General features: G+C 71.1%; 22 protein-coding genes. 6 read left to right on the plus strand and 16 right to left on the minus strand.

What is annotated here, in order from left to right:
* Positions 1-76 precede the first annotated feature (76 nt).
* From ACNYS0_RS01235 to ACNYS0_RS01250, 4 genes are all read right to left on the minus strand, one after another.
* Positions 77-649, minus strand: coding sequence for a hemerythrin domain-containing protein (locus ACNYS0_RS01235; protein WP_422470729.1), 573 nt, complete (start codon positions 647-649; stop codon positions 77-79).
* A 105-nt stretch (positions 650-754) separates the two neighbouring features.
* Positions 755-1,885 carry an enolase C-terminal domain-like protein gene (locus ACNYS0_RS01240; protein ID WP_422470730.1) on the minus strand — a complete coding sequence of 377 codons (1,131 nt, stop codon included), beginning with the start codon at positions 1,883-1,885 and terminating at the stop codon, positions 755-757.
* 16 nt (positions 1,886-1,901) lie between these two features.
* Complete coding sequence (locus tag ACNYS0_RS01245; RefSeq protein ID WP_422470731.1) at positions 1,902-2,894, minus strand: LLM class F420-dependent oxidoreductase; 993 nt, start codon at positions 2,892-2,894, stop codon at positions 1,902-1,904.
* A gap of 181 nt (positions 2,895-3,075) precedes the next feature.
* Positions 3,076-3,246, minus strand: a complete 171-nt coding sequence (locus ACNYS0_RS01250) for a hydrophobic protein (RefSeq protein ID WP_422412151.1) — start codon at positions 3,244-3,246, stop codon at positions 3,076-3,078.
* Between the two features lie 73 nt (positions 3,247-3,319).
* Between ACNYS0_RS01250 and ACNYS0_RS01255 the strand changes: the two genes are divergently transcribed.
* The gene (locus ACNYS0_RS01255) at positions 3,320-4,255 is read left to right on the plus strand and encodes a cation diffusion facilitator family transporter (protein ID WP_422470732.1); all 936 of its coding nucleotides are present in this window, start codon (positions 3,320-3,322) and stop codon (positions 4,253-4,255) included.
* Between the two features lie 29 nt (positions 4,256-4,284).
* On the opposite strand, the gene ACNYS0_RS01260 is transcribed toward ACNYS0_RS01255, so the two are convergent.
* The 3 genes from ACNYS0_RS01260 to ACNYS0_RS01270 all read right to left on the minus strand — a co-directional run bounded on the left by ACNYS0_RS01260 (position 4,285) and on the right by ACNYS0_RS01270 (position 8,795).
* Complete coding sequence (locus ACNYS0_RS01260; protein WP_422470733.1) at positions 4,285-5,676, minus strand: VWA domain-containing protein; 1,392 nt, start codon at positions 5,674-5,676, stop codon at positions 4,285-4,287.
* Complete coding sequence (locus ACNYS0_RS01265) at positions 5,673-6,905, minus strand: AAA family ATPase (protein WP_422482406.1); 1,233 nt, start codon at positions 6,903-6,905, stop codon at positions 5,673-5,675. The genes ACNYS0_RS01260 and ACNYS0_RS01265 overlap by 4 nt, the downstream gene beginning before the upstream one ends.
* 87 nt (positions 6,906-6,992) lie before the next feature.
* Entirely contained in the window at positions 6,993-8,795 is a 1,803-nt protein-coding gene (locus ACNYS0_RS01270; RefSeq protein ID WP_422470734.1) for a thiamine pyrophosphate-requiring protein, read from the minus strand.
* Positions 8,796-8,939: 144 nt separating this feature from the next.
* Here ACNYS0_RS01270 and ACNYS0_RS01275 point away from each other — a divergent pair, with 144 nt between their 5' ends.
* The 4 genes from ACNYS0_RS01275 to ACNYS0_RS01290 all read left to right on the plus strand — a co-directional run bounded on the left by ACNYS0_RS01275 (position 8,940) and on the right by ACNYS0_RS01290 (position 11,374).
* Entirely contained in the window at positions 8,940-9,341 is a 402-nt protein-coding gene (locus tag ACNYS0_RS01275; RefSeq protein ID WP_422412160.1) for a VOC family protein, read from the plus strand.
* 116 nt (positions 9,342-9,457) lie between these two features.
* Positions 9,458-9,616: a hypothetical protein gene (locus tag ACNYS0_RS01280; RefSeq protein ID WP_422470735.1), complete on the plus strand. Its 159-nt coding sequence runs from the start codon at positions 9,458-9,460 to the stop codon at positions 9,614-9,616.
* A gap of 66 nt (positions 9,617-9,682) precedes the next feature.
* Positions 9,683-10,180 carry a response regulator gene (locus tag ACNYS0_RS01285; protein ID WP_422470736.1) on the plus strand — a complete coding sequence of 166 codons (498 nt, stop codon included), beginning with the start codon at positions 9,683-9,685 and terminating at the stop codon, positions 10,178-10,180.
* A gap of 129 nt (positions 10,181-10,309) precedes the next feature.
* Positions 10,310-11,374 (plus strand): ABC-2 transporter permease, encoded by a 1,065-nt coding sequence (locus ACNYS0_RS01290; RefSeq protein ID WP_422470737.1) that lies wholly within the window; start codon positions 10,310-10,312, stop codon positions 11,372-11,374.
* 88 nt (positions 11,375-11,462) lie between these two features.
* Here the strand turns inward: ACNYS0_RS01290 and ACNYS0_RS01295 are convergent, their stop codons facing one another.
* Complete coding sequence (locus tag ACNYS0_RS01295) at positions 11,463-12,089, minus strand: HdeD family acid-resistance protein (protein WP_422470738.1); 627 nt, start codon at positions 12,087-12,089, stop codon at positions 11,463-11,465.
* Positions 12,090-12,206: 117 nt separating this feature from the next.
* Here ACNYS0_RS01295 and ACNYS0_RS01300 point away from each other — a divergent pair, with 117 nt between their 5' ends.
* Positions 12,207-12,584, plus strand: a complete 378-nt coding sequence (locus ACNYS0_RS01300) for a DUF488 domain-containing protein (RefSeq protein ID WP_422470739.1) — start codon at positions 12,207-12,209, stop codon at positions 12,582-12,584.
* Positions 12,585-12,590: 6 nt separating this feature from the next.
* On the opposite strand, the gene ACNYS0_RS01305 is transcribed toward ACNYS0_RS01300, so the two are convergent.
* The 8 genes from ACNYS0_RS01305 to ACNYS0_RS01340 all read right to left on the minus strand — a co-directional run bounded on the left by ACNYS0_RS01305 (position 12,591) and on the right by ACNYS0_RS01340 (position 19,095).
* The gene (locus ACNYS0_RS01305) at positions 12,591-12,950 is read right to left on the minus strand and encodes a helix-turn-helix domain-containing protein (RefSeq protein WP_422470740.1); all 360 of its coding nucleotides are present in this window, start codon (positions 12,948-12,950) and stop codon (positions 12,591-12,593) included.
* 66 nt (positions 12,951-13,016) lie between these two features.
* Positions 13,017-13,595, minus strand: coding sequence for a dihydrofolate reductase family protein (locus ACNYS0_RS01310; RefSeq protein WP_422470741.1), 579 nt, complete (start codon positions 13,593-13,595; stop codon positions 13,017-13,019).
* A 19-nt stretch (positions 13,596-13,614) separates the two neighbouring features.
* A complete protein-coding gene (locus ACNYS0_RS01315; RefSeq protein ID WP_422412173.1) occupies positions 13,615-13,965 on the minus strand; it encodes a luciferase domain-containing protein in 351 nt (116 codons plus the stop codon).
* Between the two features lie 54 nt (positions 13,966-14,019).
* Positions 14,020-14,781, minus strand: a complete 762-nt coding sequence (locus tag ACNYS0_RS01320; RefSeq protein WP_422470742.1) for an SDR family oxidoreductase — start codon at positions 14,779-14,781, stop codon at positions 14,020-14,022.
* On the minus strand, positions 14,778-15,998 hold the full coding sequence (locus ACNYS0_RS01325) for an acyl-CoA dehydrogenase family protein (protein WP_422470743.1): 1,221 nt from the start codon (positions 15,996-15,998) through the stop codon (positions 14,778-14,780). Before ACNYS0_RS01325 ends, ACNYS0_RS01320 begins: the two co-directional genes overlap by 4 nt.
* Positions 15,999-16,030: 32 nt before the next feature.
* Positions 16,031-16,669 (minus strand): HAD family hydrolase, encoded by a 639-nt coding sequence (locus ACNYS0_RS01330; protein ID WP_422470744.1) that lies wholly within the window; start codon positions 16,667-16,669, stop codon positions 16,031-16,033.
* Complete coding sequence (locus tag ACNYS0_RS01335) at positions 16,666-17,478, minus strand: SDR family oxidoreductase (protein ID WP_422470745.1); 813 nt, start codon at positions 17,476-17,478, stop codon at positions 16,666-16,668. Before ACNYS0_RS01335 ends, ACNYS0_RS01330 begins: the two co-directional genes overlap by 4 nt.
* A 111-nt stretch (positions 17,479-17,589) precedes the next feature.
* Positions 17,590-19,095 (minus strand): long-chain-fatty-acid--CoA ligase, encoded by a 1,506-nt coding sequence (locus tag ACNYS0_RS01340; protein WP_422470746.1) that lies wholly within the window; start codon positions 19,093-19,095, stop codon positions 17,590-17,592.
* Between the last annotated feature and the right edge of the window lie 117 nt (positions 19,096-19,212).

Raw genomic sequence — 19,212 nt, forward strand, 5'->3', positions numbered from 1 at the left:
GGTGCGCGGGGGCGCGTACGAGCAGAGGTGCGGGGCGCACGCGTGGCCCCCCGCACCTCTGCTCGTGTGCATTCGCTCAGGTGGTGCCGGTCACCTTGCGGATCGCGTCGCGGGTCCGGTCGACGACCGCGGCGACGGGGCCCGCGGCGATGTTCTTCGCCGCGGAGTCCGTGCCGGGGTGGGGGCGCGTGGGCGCCATGGCCTCCGCCGCCTTCACGGCGCGGCCCAGGGTCTCCAGCCTGGAGCGGTCGGCGACCTCGCCCAAGTGCGCGAACTCGTAACGCTCCTCCGCGTCCGCGTGCGCGAGGACGTCCTCGCGCAGCGCGGCGAACTTCTCGAGGAACTGCGGCGAGTCCGGGTCCATGTCGTCGAGCTTCGACAGGACCTTCTTCGCCTTCTCCTCCTCCTCGATGCGGTCCTTGACGACGTGCTCGCCGCCGTCGATGTTCTTGCGCGCGAAGGGGTGCACGACCTCTTCCTCTGCGGTCTCGTGCACCGCGAGCAGCCGCACCAGTTCGTGGAAGCGCTCCTTGCGCTCCTCCCCCTTGGCGGCGGCCACCTCCTCGAACAGTGTGCGGATCCTGACGTGCTGCTTCAGAAGAAGCTGCACCACGTCGTTGGGGTCCTTCGTGCCCTTGGTCTGGGGCATGTCGTGTCCTCGGGATTCTGTATCTCGGGTGCGGAGCGAGCCGGGTACCCGGGGCGGCAACCGTTACGCGCCGGGATCCGGCCCCTCGTGCCGGGGGCTCATGCATCAAGCCACCCGGTACCCCTCGACCTCCTCGCTGCGCAGCACCAGTCCGTTCCCGGGGCCGTTCTGCCCCGGGCGCACCGTGCCGCCCGTCGGGTCCAGGACGCCCGCGAAGAACATCGACTCGATGCGGACGTGGTCGTGGAACCACTCGACGTGGCGGAGGTTCGGGACACAGGCCGCCACGTCCGCGTGGGCGTGCGGGGCGCCGTGCGCCGAGACCTCCAGCCCGTGGGCGTGGGCGAGGGAGGCGGCGCGGAGGAACTCCGTGATGCCGCCACAGCGGGTGACGTCGACCTGGAGGCAGTCGACGGCGCCCGCGGCGATCATGCGGGCGAAGTACGGCAGGTCGTAGCCGTACTCTCCGGCTGTGACATCGCAGACGAGGGCGTCGCGGACGAGCCGGAGGCCGGTGAGGTCGTCGCAGGAGACGGGTTCCTCGAACCAGCCGACACCGTGGGTGACGAGCGCCTCTCCGACCCGGACGGCCTGTTTTCGGTTGTAGCCGCCGGCCGCGTCGACGTACAACTCGGCTTCCTCGCCGATGACTTGGCGGGCACGGCGGACCCTTTGGAGGTCCCTGGGCACGGCGCGCCCGCAGGCCTCGGCGATCCTTATCTTCACCCGCGGGATGTGCTGGCCGTGCACCCAGCCGCCGAGCTGGGCGGCCAGATGGCTGTCGTGGTAGGTGGTGAAGCCGCCGCTGCCGTAGACGGGGACGGTGTCCCGCGCCGCGCCGAGGAGGCGGACGAGCGGGAGGTCCATGAGACGGGCCTTGAGGTCCCACAGGGCGAGGTCGACGGCGGAGACGGCGCAGGACGCGATGCCGGGACGGCCCGCGTTGCGGACGCCCTGGCACTGCGCCACATGTGCTGCGGGGGTGTCGAAGGCGTCGCGGCCCTCGACGAGCGGGGCGAGCTGGTGGCGGACGACGTCGGCGGCGGCCGGGGGCGCGTAGGTCCAGCCGATGCCGGTGAGGCCGCAGGCCCTGGCCTCGACGAAGACGATCGTCGTGCTGTCCCAGGCGAGCGTCGCGTCGGCCTCGGGTGCGTCAGTGGGCACCGTGTACGCGCTGACGTCGAGGTGTTCGACGGGGAGGCAGGTGCCCGGGGATGTCAGGGTGCTGGTCATCATGGTCGTCTGCCGCGCCTCACCCTGCCGAGCCGCTGCTCGCGCTGTGGGGTGTGCCGTCCTTGAGGCGCGGCAGCACCTTCGTCCGGTAGAAGTCGAAGAACTCCCGCTGGTCCGGGCCGATCTGATTGACGTAGACGCGGTCGAAGCCGGCCCGGGCGAAGGCGTCGAGGGCGCTCACATGCTCGTCGACGTCGGGGCCGCAGGGCAGCGCCCCGTCGACCATGTTCTCGGTGACGAGGGTCTCGGCCTGTTCGAAGTGGCGGGGTGTGGGCAGCACTTGGCCGAGTTCGCCGGGCAGCAGCTGGTTGGCCCACAGACCGTGGACCCGGCGCACGGCCTCGGACTTGTCGGGTCCGTAGCAGACCTTGAGGCCGCCGGCGGCGGGCTTCGCGCCGCCCCCGCCCTTGCGGAACTGGGTGACCAGCTCCTCGTCGGGGCTCATGGTGATGTAGCCGTCGCCGATGCGGGCGGCGAGCGCGGTGGCCTGCGGGCCGAATCCGGAGATGTCGATGGGCACGGGCTCGTCGGGCAGGGTGTAGATCCGGGCGTTCTCGACGGTGTAGTGCTCACCCCGGTGGGTGACCTCGCCGCCTTCGAGGAGCCTGCGGATCACGGTGACGGCCTCTTCGAGCATTTCCATGCGGACGTGCGCGGACGGCCAGGGGCCGCCGAGGATGTGTTCGTTGAGCGCTTCGCCGGTGCCGACCCCGAAGCGGAAGCGGCCGTCCAGTTGCACGGCGCTGGTGGCGACGGCCTGGGCGAGCACGGCGGGGTGGATACGGACGGTGGGGCAGGTGACCGCGGTCTCGACGGGCAGCGACACGGCCTCCGCGAGGGCGCCGATGACGTTCCAGACGAAGGGGCTCTGCCCCTGGGCCTCGTTCCACGGGTGGTAGTGGTCAGAGATCCACAGGCAGTCGAAGCCCGCCTGTTCCGCCATCCGGGCCTGCTCGACGAGCTCGCGCGGCCCGAATTCCTCCGACGCCAGAAAATAGCCGAACTCGGGCATGCCGACCTCCCGGTGGTGGGTGTCCTTCCAGGGCTTCCGAGTAACCCCGACCCCCGCGGGGAAACACGCCGTGACACGACGCGAGTGCCGTCCGGGCCGGGTTTTGGCGGATCATTCCCGGCGGTCCGGACGGCACTTCAAAGGTTTCGTTCCCGGGTTTATCGGTACCTGGTTCGGTTACTCACCACCGATACCAGCGTGACCTCGATCCACCCGCAGTCGTACCGCGCATCACAAACCCGAGCAGCCACACGACCAGCACGGCAATGGCCACCCACCACAGCAGTTTCACGGCGAATCCCGCGCCGAAAAGCAGCAGCGCGAGCAGTAGGACCAGCAGAATGGGAATCACGGTGAATACCTCCTTGCAACGCCGAGTTCCCGCGAATTCCCCCCGTACTCCACTCACCCCCTTGCGAGTTGACGTGACCGCGAAGAATTCCGAGGAAGACGACCGAAGGACCCGCATCACCGTCGTGGTGGCACTCGCCGCCAATCTGCTCATCGCCGTGGCCAAGGCCATCGGCGGACTGATCGCCGCGTCGCCCGCGCTGCTCTCGGAGGCCGCGCACTCGGTGGCCGACAGCCTCAACGAGGTGTTCCTGCTGGCCGCCCTGCGCCGCAGCCGCCGGCCCGCCGACGGCAGGCATCCGTTCGGGTACGGCAAGGAGCGGTTCTTCTGGTCGCTGCTCGCCGCCGTCGGCATCTTCGTGATGGGCGGCTGCTTCTCCTTCTTCCAGGCGTTCGAGGCGCTGACGTCGGGCGGCCAGGAGGAGTCCCGCAGCGGGTACGTCGCCGGGCTCGTGGTCCTCGGTGTGGCGCTGGTCGCCGAGGGCAGCTCGCTGGCCCGCGCCGTGCACCAGGTGCGCGTGCAGCCGGGCGAGGGCATCGGTTCGGACCCCGCACTGCGCACGGTCCTGGCCGAGGACGGCACGGCGGTGGTCGGCGTGCTCCTCGCGGCGGGCGGGATGGTGCTGCACATGGTGACGGGGCGGATCGAGTGGGAGGCGGCCGCGTCGTTCTGCATCGGCGTACTGCTCGTGTACGTGGCGTACCGGCTCGGCAGGAACGCCCGCGACCAGCTGATCGGCGAGGCGGGCGACCCAGAGCTGCACCGCGGCATCCGTGAGCTCCTGGCGGCGCAGCCCGAGATCGACAATGTGGCGGCGCTGCACACGATGCAGCTGGGTACGGACTCGACGCTGGTCGCGGCGCGGATCGATCTGGCGCCCGGCATCGAGAGCGAGCGCCTCGAGCTGGTCCTCGAACGCATCAAGCGGGCGGTCCGGGAGCGCTGGCCCGAGGCGGACCAGGTGTTCCTGGACGTGGTGGACGCGCCGAAGCCGGTACGCGAGCGGTGACCCCGGCCGGGCCGGTGCTCCCTGCCGGGTCAGATCACGCGGAACAGGTCGGCCGCGGCGTGCACGTCGGTGAAGTCCTCCACGGAACGCAGGTTGTCGCACAGCGCGTCCAGGACGGAATCGGCCTCGGCGGCGCGCGGGGCGCCGACGGCCACACCGAAGACGCGGAACCCCAGGCGGTGCTTGGCCGCGTTCCAGCCGCGCATCCACTCCTCGGTGACGCCGCAGTCGTCGTCGGTGAGCAGCACGATGTCGCCGCGGGCGCGGGCGGCGTCGTCGAACTCCCGCTCAAGGAGGTCCCGGGCCGCGCCCAGCGGCGCCTGGTAGCTGGTGCCGCCTCCGAGGAAGGTCTCCGCGAATTCGAGGGTGGCGTCGAGGTCCGCCGGCCGGTCGGCGGGGAAGCGGAAGACCCGCACCTTGTCGGCGGCGGAGAACAGGATGCCGACGAAGTCCCGCCCGCCCGCGCGGGCCTGGTCGAGCAGCGCGAGCGCGCACGCCTTCGCCCACACCTCACGCGTGACCCCGCCGGGTCCCGCCTCGTACATGGAGTGCGAGGTGTCCACGCAGGCGATGACGGCGCCGCGCCCGCTGGGCCGCTCGCCCCGGCTGTCGTAGAGCATCAGCTCCCCGGCGGCGTACCGGGCGGCGAACACCGCGCGCAGGGCGGGCACACCGAGCCCCGCGAGTTCGGAGGGGACGAGCCGGGACAGGTCGTCGCCGAGGGTGACGCCGACGAGTTCGCCGGTGGTGTTCTCCACCTTGCGAGCGCGTTCACCGGCGGCCATCTGCCGGAAACGGCCGATGAGTTCGGCCCATTCGGCGAGCCGCCCGGTGCGCAGCCGCTCGGCGAGCCGGGCACGTTCCTCGAACGGCAGCCGTTCCAGCTCTCCGGGGCCGAGGCCCCAGGCGCGCATCAGGGACGCCTCCTGGCGTACGGCACGGGAGGCCTTCGCCGCGGCGGCGCGGGCGGCGGCACGGACGCCGGGAGCGCCCGGGGTGCCTGGAGCGCCGAGCGCTGTCGCGGCAGTGTCCCGGCCTTCGTGCCGGGAGGCCTCGCCCGCCCGTTCCTGGGCCGCCTCCCGTTCCAGCAGTCCGCGCAGTGCGGGCCCCTGCGCAAGGAGAGCCATCGCGGCGGCGTACGGGTCGCCGACGGTGTCCCGGCGCGCCTCCGAGAACTGCGGCGACTCGACGAGCGCGCTCACGAACTCGTGGGTGAGCAGCCGCGAGCGCGCCATCTCCGTACGCTCGCGCACCCGCACCCGCGTCTTGTACGCGGCGAGAAACACATCGGCGAGCAGGTCGTGCGCGCACTCGTGGCGCGCGGCGAGCTCCGCCGCCAACTCCCTCACGCCCGCCGCCTGTTCATACGTGTCCCGCCACGTCAGGCGGTCGAAGTGGTCCGCGACCACCGCATGGTTCACGCCCGGTCCCGCACCATGCTCGCGTCCACGCCGAGCGCCTCGGTGAGGATCCGGGCGCGGACGGCGCGTTGGCGTCCCGTGACCCGGTCGATGGCGGCGGTGGAGCGGCCCGCGCCCGCCGCCTCCTCGCGGAGCTTCTCCAGGCGCTGCCCGGCCGTGGCGAGCTGGTGGTGGGCCTTCTTGATGACCCAGTCGCTCAGCGCCTCGCGGGACTGCCCGGCCATGGCGTCGAGCTGGGTCTCCAGCTCCTCGATGGTGTCGGCCAGGTCGAGCGCTTCCTTGGCGTCGGGGTTGACCAGGTGCAGGACCTCGCGCTCGACGATCGGGCGCTGGGCGGGCGAGTCCCACAGCACGTGGGTGAGCACCGACAGATCGGTCTCGGCGACCTCCGGGCGGCCGTCGAGGTACGCGGAGGCCTGGAGCAGTCCGACCGCCTGCCGCCAGCGGCGGTCGGAGGCGACGAGTTCCTTGCGGCGCAGCGCGGCCCGCAGCGTGCACACCGCGTCGACGATGGCGTCGGGGACGTCCACGGCGGGCACGGTCTCGGTCACGGCCCGGCGCAACTCTGCCAGTTGGACGGTGGTCCGCACCGGGGCCTCGGCCCGGCCGCCGACGGCCGAGCGGACGAGGGCGGCGAAGTTCGAGGGGTCCTCCAGGTAGCCGACCTCGATGCGGACGAGGAGCCGGTCGTAGATCGCGGCGGAGTCCTCGCCCTCGGGCAGTTCGTTGCTGGCCGTGATGGCGCCGATCAGCGGGCAGTGGATCGGGGCGCCGCCGTTCTCGGGGTGGTAGATCCGCTCGTTGAGGTAGCCGAGTGTCTCGTTGAGGGCGGCGGTGGAGCACTTGAAGATCTCGTCGATGAACGCGATGTGCGCGGTCGTGGCCCGGCCGTCGTACACCTGCCGGTACTCGCCGCGGGCCAGCGCGGCGACGTCGATGGGCCCGAACATGCGGGTCGGCGCGGTGAACTTGGAGAGCAGGATCTCCCAGTACGCCGCGCCTTCGACCCGGCCGGTGAGCTCGCGGGCCAGCTCGGACTTCGCGGTGCCGGGCGGCCCGAGCACGAGGGAGTGCTGCCCCGCGAGCAGGGCGGTCACCAACGTCCGTACGACGTCGGCGCGTTCGTAGAAACGATCGGAGAGTTCGCGGCAGATCGCGCGCAACCGCCCGGCCGTGTCCTCCCGCTCGGCCGGGCCGTCCCGCCCGGCCGAGTCGTCCCGGTCCCCCAACGCGTCCCGCGCCTCCACTGCCGCTCCCCCTGCCCTCAAGGCCCCACCGATGTCAGGTCGGACCCCAAACTACGTCAGTGGTGTCCGTCAGTGGTCACCGCGTTTGCCGGCGCCCGGCAGGAACTCCTGCACCTTCGCCTTGAACCCCTGCTTGACCACGTCGGTGCTCTGCGGGTCGCCCTTGAGGATCGCCTCGGCCGTGGACTCCATCTGCTCCCACGTCGCGTGCGGCGGGATCGGCGGGACGGACGGGTCGGTGCGGAAGTCGACGACGGCGGGCCCGTCCGCGGCGAGCGCCGCACGCCAGGCATCGGCGACGTCGCCGGGCTTCTCGACGCGGACGCCGGTGAGCCCCAACTGCCGGGCGAACGCGGCGTAGTCGACGTCGGGCAGCTCCTGCGAGGGCACGAAGGAGGGCGAGCCGCCCATGGCGCGCAGCTCCCACGTCACCTGGTTGAGGTCCCGGTTGTTGAACACGCCGACGACGAGCCGCTGATCGCTCCAGCGGTGCCGGTACTTGGCGGCGGTGATGAGTTCGGCGAGCCCGTTCATCTGCATCGCGCCGTCGCCGACGAGCGCCACGACGGGCCGGTCCGGGTGCGCGTACTTGGCGCCGATGGCGTAGGGGACGCCGCAGCCCATGGTGGCGAGTGTGCCGGACAGGGAGCCGCGCATCGTCCCGCGCATGGTGATGTGCCGGGCGTACCAGTTCGCGGCGGAGCCGGAGTCCGAGGTCAGGATCACATCGTCCGGGAGCAGCGGGTCGAGGGCGCGGGCTACGTGTTCCGGGTTGATCGGGTCGGCGCTCAACTGGGCGCGGCGGTCCATGACCTCGTGCCAGCGCCGCACGCTCGCGCACGTCTCGTCGAACCAGTCGCGGCCTTCGTTGCGGCGCAGCAGCGGCAGCAGGCGGCGGAGCGTGGCGCGGGCGTCGCCGACGAGGTTCACCTCGTACGGGTAGCGCATCCCGATCATGTGCGGGTCGATGTCGATCTGCACGCCGCGGGCCTTGCCGTAGTCGGGCAGGAACTGGGCGTACGGGAAGCTGGAGCCGATGGTCAGGAGCGTGTCGCAGTCCCGCATCAGCTCGTAGGAGGGGCGGGTGCCGAGCAGGCCCGAGGCCCCGGTGACGTACGGGAGTTCGTCGGAGAGGACGTCCTTGCCGAGCAGCGCCTTGGCCACTCCGGCGCCGAGGAGTTCGGCGACCTCGCACACCTCGTCCTTCGCTCCCGCCGCGCCCTGTCCGACGAGGATGGCCACCTTGTCACCGGCGTTGAGGACCTCGGCGGCCCGTTCCACCGCCTCCTGCGCGGGTTCGGCGGTCCACGAGCTGCGGTCGAGGCTGGAGGGCACCATCTTGAACGCGTGGGGCGGCGGGTTGTAGTCGAGTTCCTGCACGTCCCCCGGGATGATCACGGCGGTGGGGGCGCGGCGCGCGGTGGCGGTGCGGATGGCCCGGTCGAGGACGTTGGGCAGTTGTTCGGGGACGTTGACGGTCTCCACGAAGTCGGAGGCGACGTCCTTGTAGAGCGTGTGCAGGTCGACCTCCTGCTGATAGGAGCCGCCCATGGCGCTGCGGGCGGTCTGGCCGACGATCGCGACGACGGGTACGTGGTCGAGCTTGGCGTCGTACAGGCCGTTCAGGAGGTGGATCGCGCCGGGGCCCGACGTGGCGACGCAGACACCGACGCGGCCGCTGAACTTCGCGTAGCCGACCGCTTCGAAAGCCGCCATCTCCTCATGCCGCGCCTGGACGAACTCGGGCCGGTTGTCGGCCCTGCCCCAGGCGGCGAGCAGGCCGTTGATGCCGTCGCCCGGATAGCCGAAGACCTGCTCCACGCCCCAGGCGCGCAGCCGGTCGAGGACGTGATCGGCGACCTTGGTGCTCATGCCGGGACCCTTTCGTTCGGTTCGGTGGATGACTGCCGAGGGCCGGGTGACCAGCCAGGGGGCGGGGAAACCCGGGTTGGTACCGCGCGCGCTGGGTACTCGACGCCACGATGCGCGCCACGGGGGTGCGCAGGAGGAGGAGACATGAGCCTGGTGCGGGCGGGAGTACTGGTCCTGGACTGCGCGGAGCCCGAGGAACTGGCCGAGTTCTACCGGACGTTGCTGGACGGTGAGATCGAGTCGTCGCCCGGCAGCAACCGCATCGACGTCGTCGGCGAGCAGGGCATGCGGATGTCCTTCCGCCGCGACCTGAACGCCGCCCCGCCCAGCTGGCCGCGCCCCGACGACTCGCAGCAGGCCCATCTCGACTTCCTGGTGGACCAGGAGGATCTCGACGAGGTGGAGCGCCGGCTCATCGGCCTTGGCGCCCGGCCGCTGGAGACCCGTGGCGCGCGCGGCCCGAACGAGATGCGCCTGTACTCCGACCCGGCGGGGCACCCGTTCGCGACGCACTGCGCGAAGCACCCGGCACCGAAGACCGGCTGAACGGGCCCCCCGTCCACGAACCCGTCCACGAACCCGTCTACAAACCCGTCTACAAACCCGTCTACAACCGAACTCGACCGAATCCCGTCGGTTTTCGGTCGGAGAAGGATCGGATCATGAACACAAAGGAGCGTGCACCGCACCCCGCAGAGACCAAGCGCGAGGTCAAGGGCAGGATCCGCACCTGTAGGGCCGCGCGGCGCGACGGCCCCGAGCCCACCGGTGGCGCCAACGACCGCGACACCGACTGGAATCTGGTGCGCGGAGAGGACTGAGCGACCCCTTCCCTCCTGTTGATTCCGGCATATGCTGGCGGTGCCGACGAGGGGAGGCGCTTGGCGATGCCCACCGCTGCACGGCCGAGGATCCTCGTCGTGGACGACCGCGACGACACCCTGTTCGCGATGGAGAGCGCGCTGGCACCGCTGGGCTACCCGATCGACCGGGCCACCACCGGGGACGACGCCCTCAAGGCGGTGCTGCGCGGCGGCATCGGCCTGGTCCTGCTCGATGTCCTGATGCCCGACGTCGGCGGCCTCGAGGTCGCCAACTACATGAGGCGCCTGGAACAGACCCAGGACATCCCCATCATGCTGATCACCGGCGCGGGCCAGGACACCAAGCTCGCCACCCAGGCCTTCGAGCTCGGCGTCGCCGACTACGTGTCCAAGCCGATCGAGCCGTGGGTGATGCGGACGAAGGTCCGCTATCTGTACGAGACGAGCCTACGCATGCACGCCCTGCGCGAGCGCCTTCGGACGTACGAGAACGGCGGCGACGCCCGGCCCGCGCCACCGGCGCACGCCGCCGCGGGCCCTCCGCTGTCCCGCCCCGCCTGACCTGCCGCTTCGCCACCGGGTGGCCATGGTCACACCCGCCCGAGGACTTCCGACCCCCTTCATGGTTGTACAGTACAACTGCACCAAGAGTTGTATAAGCCAACCAATCGATCCGTGGAGGTCCTGCTCATGAGCGGCACGCGCGAGCCTGCGCTGCGCCACGTCCTGACGCATCTGCTCACCCCGCTTCTGATGTGCGTCGGCATGGGCCTCGCCTATCTCGGCGCCTTCGCCTCGCCCGAGCCGCACCACCTGCCGATCGCCGTCGTCGGCTCGGGCCCGCAGGCGAAGGTCTTCGCGCAGACGGTGAAGGACAAGGCGGGCGACGCCCTCGACGTCCGCACGCTCGACGCCCGCTCCAGCGCGGTCGACCAGCTCAGGACGCGGGACATCGACGGCGCCTACGTCCTCGGCGACAGGCCCGAGCTGATCGTGGCCTCCGCGGGCTCCGACACCACCGTCTCCGCCGTCCAGAAGATCTTCACGCCGGTCGCCGCCGAGCAGGGCGCTCCCCTGAAGGTCACCGACGTGGCGCCTTCGGTGGACGACGACCCTACGGGCCAGGGCCTGTTCTTCCTGCTCGTCGCGGTCAGCATCGGTTCGTACGCCTCGGTCGCGGTGATCGGCGGCGCGGGCGCCGCGCTGCGGATGCGCACCCGGACCCTGCTCGTCGTCGGCGCGTCCGGTGTGGTCAGCCTGATCGGCGCGGCGTTCGCGGGACCCGTCTTCCATCTCGCGCACAGCCACCTGTGGGGCCTGTGGGGCATGACGTGGCTGTACTCGGCGGGCGTCCTCCTGGTCGGCGTAGGACTGCACACGTTCCTGAAGAAGTGGACGACGCTCGGCGTGATGGTGCTGTTCGTGATGCTGAACTTCACCAGCTCCGGCGGGATCTTCCGGCCCGAGCTCCAGAACGGCTTCTTCGGCGGCCTGCACAGCTTCTGGAACGGCGCGGGATACGTCGAGGGCGCCCGCAGCCTGCTCTACTTCGGGCAGCACGACCTCGCCCGCAACATCTGGACGCTCGTGGCCTGGCTGCTCGTGGGCGCGGCCATGATCGCGGTGGCGGCCCTCACCGAGCGCCGGCGCGGCACCCCCGCCGCCGTCGCACCGGCTCCCGCGCACAAGCACAAGCGGGAGTCCGTCCGCGACCAGGAGCAGGAAGAGGAGATGGAGGAGGCCGTGGGCGTCTGACCCGCCCACTCCCCCACGCACGCATACGGCGAGGACCCCGCTGCCTCAGCGGGGCCCTCGCCGTATGCGTGCGTACCGGCGGCCGCGGTCACACCCCGGCGGGGATGTCCTTCGCCCGCTTGCGGACCGCGAACGACGTGCCGATCTCCACGACGCCGACCACGAGCAGCCAGATGCCGGTGACCAGCGTGAGCACCGCCAGGGTCTCGAACGGCGACACGATCAGGACGACGCCGGCGAGCGCGGTGATGACGCCGAGGAAGATCTGCCAGCCGCGGGTGGGCATGGCGGGGTCGGAGGCCGCGGCGACGGTCTGCGTGATGCCGCGGAACAGCCAGCCGATGCCGATCCACAGGGCGAGCAGCAGCGTCGACTCCATCGCATCGCGGAAACAGAACAGGCCGAGCAGCACCGACAGGGCGCCGCTGATGAAGCCGATGACGCGCATCCCGGCCGTCGCGTGCGTACCGAACGCGGCGACGAGCTGGAAGATGCCGCTCACCAGCAGGTACACGCCGAACAGGATGCCCGCCACGCGCAGCGAGGCGCCCGGCCAGGCCAGGACGAGCACCCCGAGGATCACCGAGGCGACGCCCATGAGCAGCACGGCCTGCCAGGCGGATTGGGCAAGTCTGCCGAGCGGACCCTGCCCCTGCGGGGCGTCGCCGCCGGGCGTCCGGTGGGGAGTCTGCGGGTCGTACGGTGCTTGGGTCATGCTCGACTGTCCCTACGGAACAGCGCGCCCCGCCATCGCGCATGGGCCGAACGGCTGACACCCGGCCCCTCCCCCGCCCCCACGGCGCACCGCGGGGGTACGCAGCACAATGGGTCCATGACCGCACATCATGGCTCCGGATCCTTCGCCGTCCGCCGGGTCTACGATCCGGCCGCCCCGGCCGACGGCACCCGTCTGCTGGTCGACCGGCTCTGGCCGCGCGGTGTGTCGAAGGAGCGCGCCGACATCGACGAGTGGCTCAAGGACATCGCGCCGTCGAAGGGACTGCGCTCCTGGTACCACGAGGACAAGGCGGACCGGTACGACGCGTTCGCCGAGCGCTATGCGGCGGAACTGAACGAACCGGAGCGCGCCGAACTCGTCGACCGGGTGCGCGGCCTCGCCGAGCACGGGCGGGTGACGCTCGTGACGTCGGTGAAGGACATCGAGCACAGCCACGTCCCGGTGCTGCGGCGCCACCTCGAAGAGGGCTGAACCGGCTCAGGCGGCGAGGCAGACCGTGCCCCGCGAGCCCCGGCCGGACGCGGTGCCGCCGAGGGCGGAAACCAGCCGGACCGGCCGCACCGCCCGCACCAACTCCCCCTGCGCCAGGGCCAGTACGTCGACGAGACCGAGCCCGAGCGCTCCCGCCACGGCGGCCAGCATCTCCGACGAGGCCTCCTTGCGCCCGCGCTCGACCTCCGACAGGTAGGGCATCGAGATCCCGGCGACATCCGCCACGTCCTGCAACGTCCGCCCCTGCGCCCGCCTGCGCCGCCGCAGCACTCCGCCGACGACGTCACGCCACAGGGGCTCCGGGGCCGCAGCGGGACGGGGGCGAGGGCTCTCCTGGATGCTCATCGGCCCACCGTACGAGGGCGCACGTGGGCCGCGCACCGCGCTTCGCCCACGGCGATATCGTCCGGCTCAGCCGCGGTCCCGCTCGTGCCGCAGCAGGACGACCCCGTTCCCGAACGTGTGCGTCTCCACGAGACGCAGGGGACGCACCGCGAAGGTCTCCGAAGAATGGAACATGGGAGTGCCGGTGCCGATCATCACCGGGTGCACATAGACCCGGAACTCGTCCACGAGGTCGTGCTCGATGAACGTCTTCGCCAGATTCGCTCCGTCGATCACCAGGTCGCCGCCGGACTGTTCCTTGAGCGCGCGGATCGCCTCGGGCGCCACCTCCGGCATGACGGTGGTGTGCCACTCCGCGGGCCCCGGCTTCAGCGTCCGGGAGAACACGATCTTCGGCACCTCGCGCCAGATGCCCGCGAATTCGGCGGTGGCCGGCGAGGCCTCGGGGTCCTTGTCGGCCGTGGGCCAGTAGTCGGCCATGAGTTCGTGCGTGACGCGTCCGGCCAGGATGCCGCCGAAGGAGCCGCACACATCGTTCATGTGCTGGTGCAGTTCCTCGTCGACCCGGTGCCAGCCGATGTCCCGGCCGGGGCCCTCCATATAGCCGTCGAGGGAGATGCCCATCATGAAAACGATCTTGCGCATCGGCGCTCGCCTCTCGTCGCTAGCCGCGCTCCCAGTCACACGGAGGTGAGGGGGTGGCGTGCGCATCGTGTTCCTTCAGGGCGACGCTCACCAGACTCAGCAACAGCTGCACATCCGTGTCGCACTCGAGGAGCACGGTAATCCAGGAGGCCCCCGGTTGCACCCTGATGGCGCTGTTGTGTCGCAATTGGGGCAGCAGTCGCTGCACGGCCGACGACGTCAGGTACAGATCGGCGCAGTCGTCGGCGTGGAAGTGCACAAGATCGTGGCCCGCCGCGCGGAACGCGTGCCCAACCGAGCACTGGGGCGGGCCACTTACCAGGGTCGGCCATGTCCCGAGCTCGGTCATGGCGCGCTGGGCCGCGGTCATGCCTCCATCCTCGCGCACGCTTCACCTGGAGGACCACCCCCATCCATCGGGCGGTTACAACGGGCCCGAGCCGACGAGTTGACCGCCGTCCACGACGAGGGTCTCGCCGGTGATCCAGCGGGCGCCCTCACCGGCGAGGAAGGCGACGGCCTCGCCGATGTCCTCGGGTTCGCCGATCCGGCCGAGCGGTGTCGCGCCCGCGATCGCCTCCTCGTTGTCCTGCCACAGCGCCTCGGCGAGCCGCGTGCGCACGACGCCGGGAGCGATGGCGTTCACCCGCACCTTCGGGCCGAGTTCGAGGGCGAGGTGCTTGGTGAGGTGGATCAGGGCGGCCTTCGAGACGTGGTAGATCCCGACGTCCTTGGCGACCGAAAGCCCCCCGATGGAGGCCGTGTTGACGACGGCGCCGCCGTGTTCGCCCATCCATGCCTTCACCGCGAGCGACGTCCACAGGATCGGCGCCCACAGGTTGACGTCCATGGCCTTGGCGAAGCGCCCGTGGTCCTGGTCGACGATCGGGCCGTACGCCGGATTCGTACCGGCGTTGTTGACGAGGATGTCGAGACGGCCGTAGCTCTCCACCACATGCTCGACGCAGGCGCGCGCGGCGTCCTCGTCGGTGGCGTGCGCCCCGAACCCCTCGACGCCGTCGCCGAGCCCGCGGGCCGCTTCCTTGGCGCGCTCCTCGTCACGCGAGGTCACCACGACGCGGGCGCCGCGGTCGCGCAGGGCGCCGGCCGCCGCGAGGCCGATGCCCCGCGACGCGCCGGTGACGAGCGCGACCCGTCCGTGCAAAGAGGCCTCCGCAGAGGTCACTTCTCACCCCGTTCCTTCTGCCGGCGGCGCAGCTCGCGCCGGGCGATCGTCCGCTTGTGCACCTCGTCGGGGCCGTCGGCCAGGCGCAGGGTGCGCAGGTGCGCGTACATGCTGGCGAGCGGGAAGTCGTCGGAGACACCGCCGCCGCCGTGCACCTGGATGGCGCGGTCGACGATCTTCAGCGCGACGTTCGGCGCGGCGACCTTGATCGCGGCGATCTCGGTGCGCGCCTCCTTGTTGCCGACGGTGTCCATCAGGTAGGCGGCCTTCAGCGTGAGGAGTCGCGCCATGTCGATCTCGATGCGGGCCTCGGCGATCCAGTCCTGGATGTTGCCGCGGTCGGCGACCGGGGATCCGAAGGTCGTGCGGGCCTGGGCCCGGTCGATCATCAGGTCGAGGGCGCGCTCGGCCATGCCGATGGCGCGCATGCAGTGGTGGATGCGGCCGGGGCCGAGGCGGGCCTGGCTGATCATGAAGCCGTCGCCCTCGCCGGAGAGCAGGGCGGTGGCCGGGACCCGTACGTTCTCGAAGAGGACCTCGGCGTGGCCCTCGCGGTCCTGGTAGCCGAAGACGGGCAGTCCGCGCACGATGGTGACACCGGGGGTGTCGATCGGCACGACCATCATCGACTGCTGGCGGAAGGCGGGCCCGTCGGGGTCCGTCTTGCCCATGACGATGAGGACCTTGCAGTTGGGGTGCAGGGCGTTGGACGTCCACCACTTGCGGCCGTTGAGGACGTAGTCGTCGCCGTCGCGCTCCATCCGCATCTGGATGTTGCTGGCGTCCGAACTGGCCACCGCGGGCTCGGTCATGGCGAACGCGGAGGCGATCTCACCGTTGAGGAGCGGCTTGAGCCACTTCTCCTTGTGCTCCTCGGTACCGAAGAGGGTGAGGACCTCCATGTTGCCGGTGTCCGGCGCGTTGCAGTTGGTGGCCTCGGGGGCGAGACCGGCGCTGCGGCCCATGATCTCGGCGAGCGGCGCGTACTCGAGGTTGGTGAGCCCGGGGCCCCACTCGGGGTGCGGGCTGAACAGGTTCCACAGGCCGCGCTTCTTCGCCTCGGTCTTCAGCTCCTCGATGACCGGCGGGTGGAAGTGCGGGTCGCCGGACTCGGCCATCTGCGCGGCGTAGACCGCCTCGGCGGGGTAGATGTGCTCGTCCATGAAGGCGAGCAGCTTCTCCTGGTACTCCTTGCCCCTGGCGGACTGTTCGTACACGAGTGGTTCCTCCCAAGTCTTTACGTACGGTGTCACACGCGGCCCGACGCGCCCAGTAGGCGGTCGAGTTCCGCGGTGGTCGTGGCGGCGTCGCGGTGCACGACCCCGGCGATGCCGATGCGGGCCGCGGACGTGATGTTCTGTTCCAGGTCGTCGACCATGACGGTCCGTTCGGGTGCGACGCCGAGGCGTTCGCAGGCGATGGCGTAGGCGCGCCGCGAGGGTTTGCGGACGCCGATCTCGCCGGAGATGGTGACGGCGTCGAACAGCGCGGGCAGGTCGAAGCCCGCGTAGCAGTCGTCGCCGAGGGAGTTGGAGAGCAGTCCGACGCGGTGCCCTTCCGCGCGCAGCTTCGCGACGAGGGCGACCACGTCCGGGTCGGGGCGCAGGTTCGCCTGCATGCGGGTGACGAGTCCGGGGGCCTCGACATCTGCCCCATGAGCACGCAGCCGCGCCGCGAAGCCCTCCTCGAACGCGCGCTGCCCGATGAGCCCCTTCTCGTGCTCGACGAGCAGGTCGCTGCTCTCCTTGTCGTGCGTCAGCAGACGCAGCAACAGGCCGGGTTCACCGGTGAGTTCGCGCCCGAGGTCCTCGAAGGCGTCGATGAGGCTGGTGGTGAGCACGCCGCCGAAGTCGAAGAGGACGGCGTCGCGCACGGGTTCGCCGCTCATCGCACGGACTTCTGGTAGCGGCGCATGCCGCGCAGCCAGCGGTCGTAATCGCTGCCCTTGTGCCGGTAGAAGTCGAGCACCTGCGGGTGCGGAAGGACGAGGAAGCGCTCGTCGCCGACGGCCGCGAGCACCTCGTCGGCCACGTCGAGCGGCTTGAGCAGGTTCCCGGCGTCAAGGACGGCGCGGGCAGCGGCCTGCTCCGTGGGGTCGGAGGAGCGGGTGCCCGCCATGAGCAGCTCCGTCTCGACACCCTGCGGGCACAGGCAGCTCACGCGCACCCCCTCGTCCCCGTACGTGACCGAGAGCCACTCGGAGAACGCGACGGCGGCGTGCTTGCTGACGGCATACGTCGCCGAGCCGATCTGCGTGAGCAGGCCCGCGGCCGACGCGGTCGAGAAGAAGTACCCCTCGCCGCGCTCCACCCAGCCCGGTACGAGCAGCTTCGCGGCGCGCACATGTGCCATCACGTTGATGTCGAGCGCACGGTCCCACTCCTCCTCGGAGGCGTCGAGCCCGGCGCCGCCGCTGATCCCGGCGTTGGCGAAGTACAGGTCGACGGGCCCGAAGCCCTCCTCCGCCGCAGCGATGAGGCCGCGCAGGTGCCCGGTGTCACCCGCGTCCCCGGCCAGCCCGGCGACACGCCCCTCGTGGCTCCCGGCGAGCCGCCGCACGGTCTCGTCCAGGCGGGCCGCGTCGAGGTCGGTGAGCAGCACACCTCGGGCGCCGGCCTCCAGCAGGCGCTGGGCCACTGCGGCGCCGATCCCCCCGGCGGCTCCGGTCACGATCGCGACCTTGTCGTTGATCAACATCCCGCTGTCCGCTCCTTCGCTTCCTTCGTCCCACCCGGTGCGTGGCACTCACCGTACTTGAATCCGACGTCAAGTTCTAGAGAATCCTGGAGCGGCGGACAGGACGGCGGGTCACAGCCGGCCACGGGCGACGAGGTCCGGATCGATGGCACGCTTGAGGATCTTTCCGGTGGCACCCTTCGGCAACTCGTCGACCACCGCGAGCAGATGGGGCACCTTGTAGGCGGACAGCCGCTCCTTGGCCCAGGCCCGCAGCGCCTGTACGTCGAGAGCGGCACCAGCGCGCAGGGCGACGACGGCCGCGACCTCCTCGCCGTAGTGTGTGTCGGGCACCCCGATGACGGCGGCCTCGACGATGTCGGGGTGCTCGTACAGCACCTCTTCGACCTCGCGCGGGTACACGTTGTAGCCGCCGCGGATGACGAGGTCCTTCTTGCGGTCGACGATGCGCAGGTCACCCTCGGCGTCGAGGGAGCCGAGATCGCCGGTCCGCAGCCAGCCGTCGGCGTCGAGGGCCTCCCCGGTCGCGTCGGGCCGGTTCCAGTACCCCTTCATGACGACGGGCCCCCTGATGTGCACCTCGCCCACCTCCCCCGGCGGCAGCTCGGCGCCCTCGTCGTCGCGCACGGCGACCTCGCAGCCCGGCAGGGCGCGCCCCACGGTCCCCGGCCCGGCCGGTTCGCCCGCCAGATGACAGGTGCCCGCGCCCGTGGTCTCGGTGAGGCCGTAGCCCTCGACGATGGTGCACCCGAACCGCTCCTCGAAGGCGCGCATGACCTCCACGGGCAGGGAGGCACCACCAGAGGAGGCGAGCCGCAGACCCGCGAAGTCGACCTCCTCGTCGTCGGTGGCCCTCAGCAGCGCGTTCCACATGGTCGGCACGCCGGCGATGAAGGTGGGCCGGTCGCGCCGGATGAGCGCCGCCATGGCGCCGGCGTCGAACCGTTCGAGCAGGGTGAGCGAGCCACCCGCGCGCATCGTCGTCCCCATCACGCAGGCCTGCCCGAACACGTGGAAGAGCGGGAGGCCGGTGACGGCGCGGTCGTCGGGGCCGATGGCGTGGATGTCACAGAAGATCGCGGCACATGATGCGAGGTTGCCGTGGGTGAGCTGGGCACCCTTGGGCTTGCCGGTGGTGCCGGAGGTGTAGAGGAGGGCGGCGGTGTCATGGACGTCGGCGGGGAGCGGCTCGGGGGTGGAGGCGGCGGGCGCGATCCCACGCAACCCCTCATCCAACTCCCGGAAGGGCACGCCGAGTTCATCGGCCGTGCGCCGCGCCACCGGGGCGAGCGCGCTCCACGCCAGTACGAGCCGCACGTCCGCGTCCCGCCCCATGTACGTCAACTCGCGCTCGGTGGCCATGGTGTTCGCGGTCACGGCGATTCCGCCCGCGGCCAGGATCCCGTAGTACGCCATGGCGAACTCGGGGACGGACGGCGCGACGAGCAACACCCGGTCACCGGGCCGGATGCCGTGCGCGTCCAGCAATTCCCTTACGGCGCAGGCCCGTTCACATAGCTGCCGGTACGTCCAGACACCGGCTGCGGCACCGCGCAGTGCGACACGTTCCGGGGCCGCGGTCGCGTGGGCCCAGACGGAGGCGGAGGCGTTGGTCATGCGAACCTTTCCGTAGGGAACTCAGGGGCGAATCAAGCCCGTCGGCGGCGGGCCGGCAAATCAAGCCCCGCTCTTTGGACGAGAGCCAGCGGGGCCCGGGGCAGAGCCCCGAGACCG

The sequence above is a fragment of the Streptomyces anthophorae genome (genome assembly GCF_049310305.1).
Taxonomy (GTDB): domain Bacteria; phylum Actinomycetota; class Actinomycetes; order Streptomycetales; family Streptomycetaceae; genus Streptomyces.

Excerpts from the sequence above, each read along its gene's own strand:
- ACNYS0_RS01295 (WP_422470738.1), bottom strand. The coding sequence starts at position 12,089 with ATGACCCAAGCACCGTACGACCCGCAGACTCCCCACCGGACGCCCGGC.
- ACNYS0_RS01305 (WP_422470740.1), bottom strand. The coding sequence starts at position 12,950 with ATGAGCATCCAGGAGAGCCCTCGCCCCCGTCCCGCTGCGGCCCCGGAG.
- ACNYS0_RS01315 (WP_422412173.1), bottom strand. The coding sequence starts at position 13,965 with ATGACCGCGGCCCAGCGCGCCATGACCGAGCTCGGGACATGGCCGACC.
- ACNYS0_RS01240 (WP_422470730.1), bottom strand. The coding sequence starts at position 1,885 with ATGATGACCAGCACCCTGACATCCCCGGGCACCTGCCTCCCCGTCGAA.
- ACNYS0_RS01310 (WP_422470741.1), bottom strand. The coding sequence starts at position 13,595 with ATGCGCAAGATCGTTTTCATGATGGGCATCTCCCTCGACGGCTATATG.
- ACNYS0_RS01285 (WP_422470736.1), top strand. The coding sequence starts at position 9,683 with ATGCCCACCGCTGCACGGCCGAGGATCCTCGTCGTGGACGACCGCGAC.
- ACNYS0_RS01340 (WP_422470746.1), bottom strand. The coding sequence starts at position 19,095 with ATGACCAACGCCTCCGCCTCCGTCTGGGCCCACGCGACCGCGGCCCCG.
- ACNYS0_RS01275 (WP_422412160.1), top strand. The coding sequence starts at position 8,940 with ATGAGCCTGGTGCGGGCGGGAGTACTGGTCCTGGACTGCGCGGAGCCC.
- ACNYS0_RS01245 (WP_422470731.1), bottom strand. The coding sequence starts at position 2,894 with ATGCCCGAGTTCGGCTATTTTCTGGCGTCGGAGGAATTCGGGCCGCGC.
- ACNYS0_RS01300 (WP_422470739.1), top strand. The coding sequence starts at position 12,207 with ATGACCGCACATCATGGCTCCGGATCCTTCGCCGTCCGCCGGGTCTAC.
- ACNYS0_RS01330 (WP_422470744.1), bottom strand. The coding sequence starts at position 16,669 with ATGAGCGGCGAACCCGTGCGCGACGCCGTCCTCTTCGACTTCGGCGGC.
- ACNYS0_RS01280 (WP_422470735.1), top strand. The coding sequence starts at position 9,458 with ATGAACACAAAGGAGCGTGCACCGCACCCCGCAGAGACCAAGCGCGAG.
- ACNYS0_RS01270 (WP_422470734.1), bottom strand. The coding sequence starts at position 8,795 with ATGAGCACCAAGGTCGCCGATCACGTCCTCGACCGGCTGCGCGCCTGG.
- ACNYS0_RS01335 (WP_422470745.1), bottom strand. The coding sequence starts at position 17,478 with ATGTTGATCAACGACAAGGTCGCGATCGTGACCGGAGCCGCCGGGGGG.
- ACNYS0_RS01235 (WP_422470729.1), bottom strand. The coding sequence starts at position 649 with ATGCCCCAGACCAAGGGCACGAAGGACCCCAACGACGTGGTGCAGCTT.
- ACNYS0_RS01290 (WP_422470737.1), top strand. The coding sequence starts at position 10,310 with ATGAGCGGCACGCGCGAGCCTGCGCTGCGCCACGTCCTGACGCATCTG.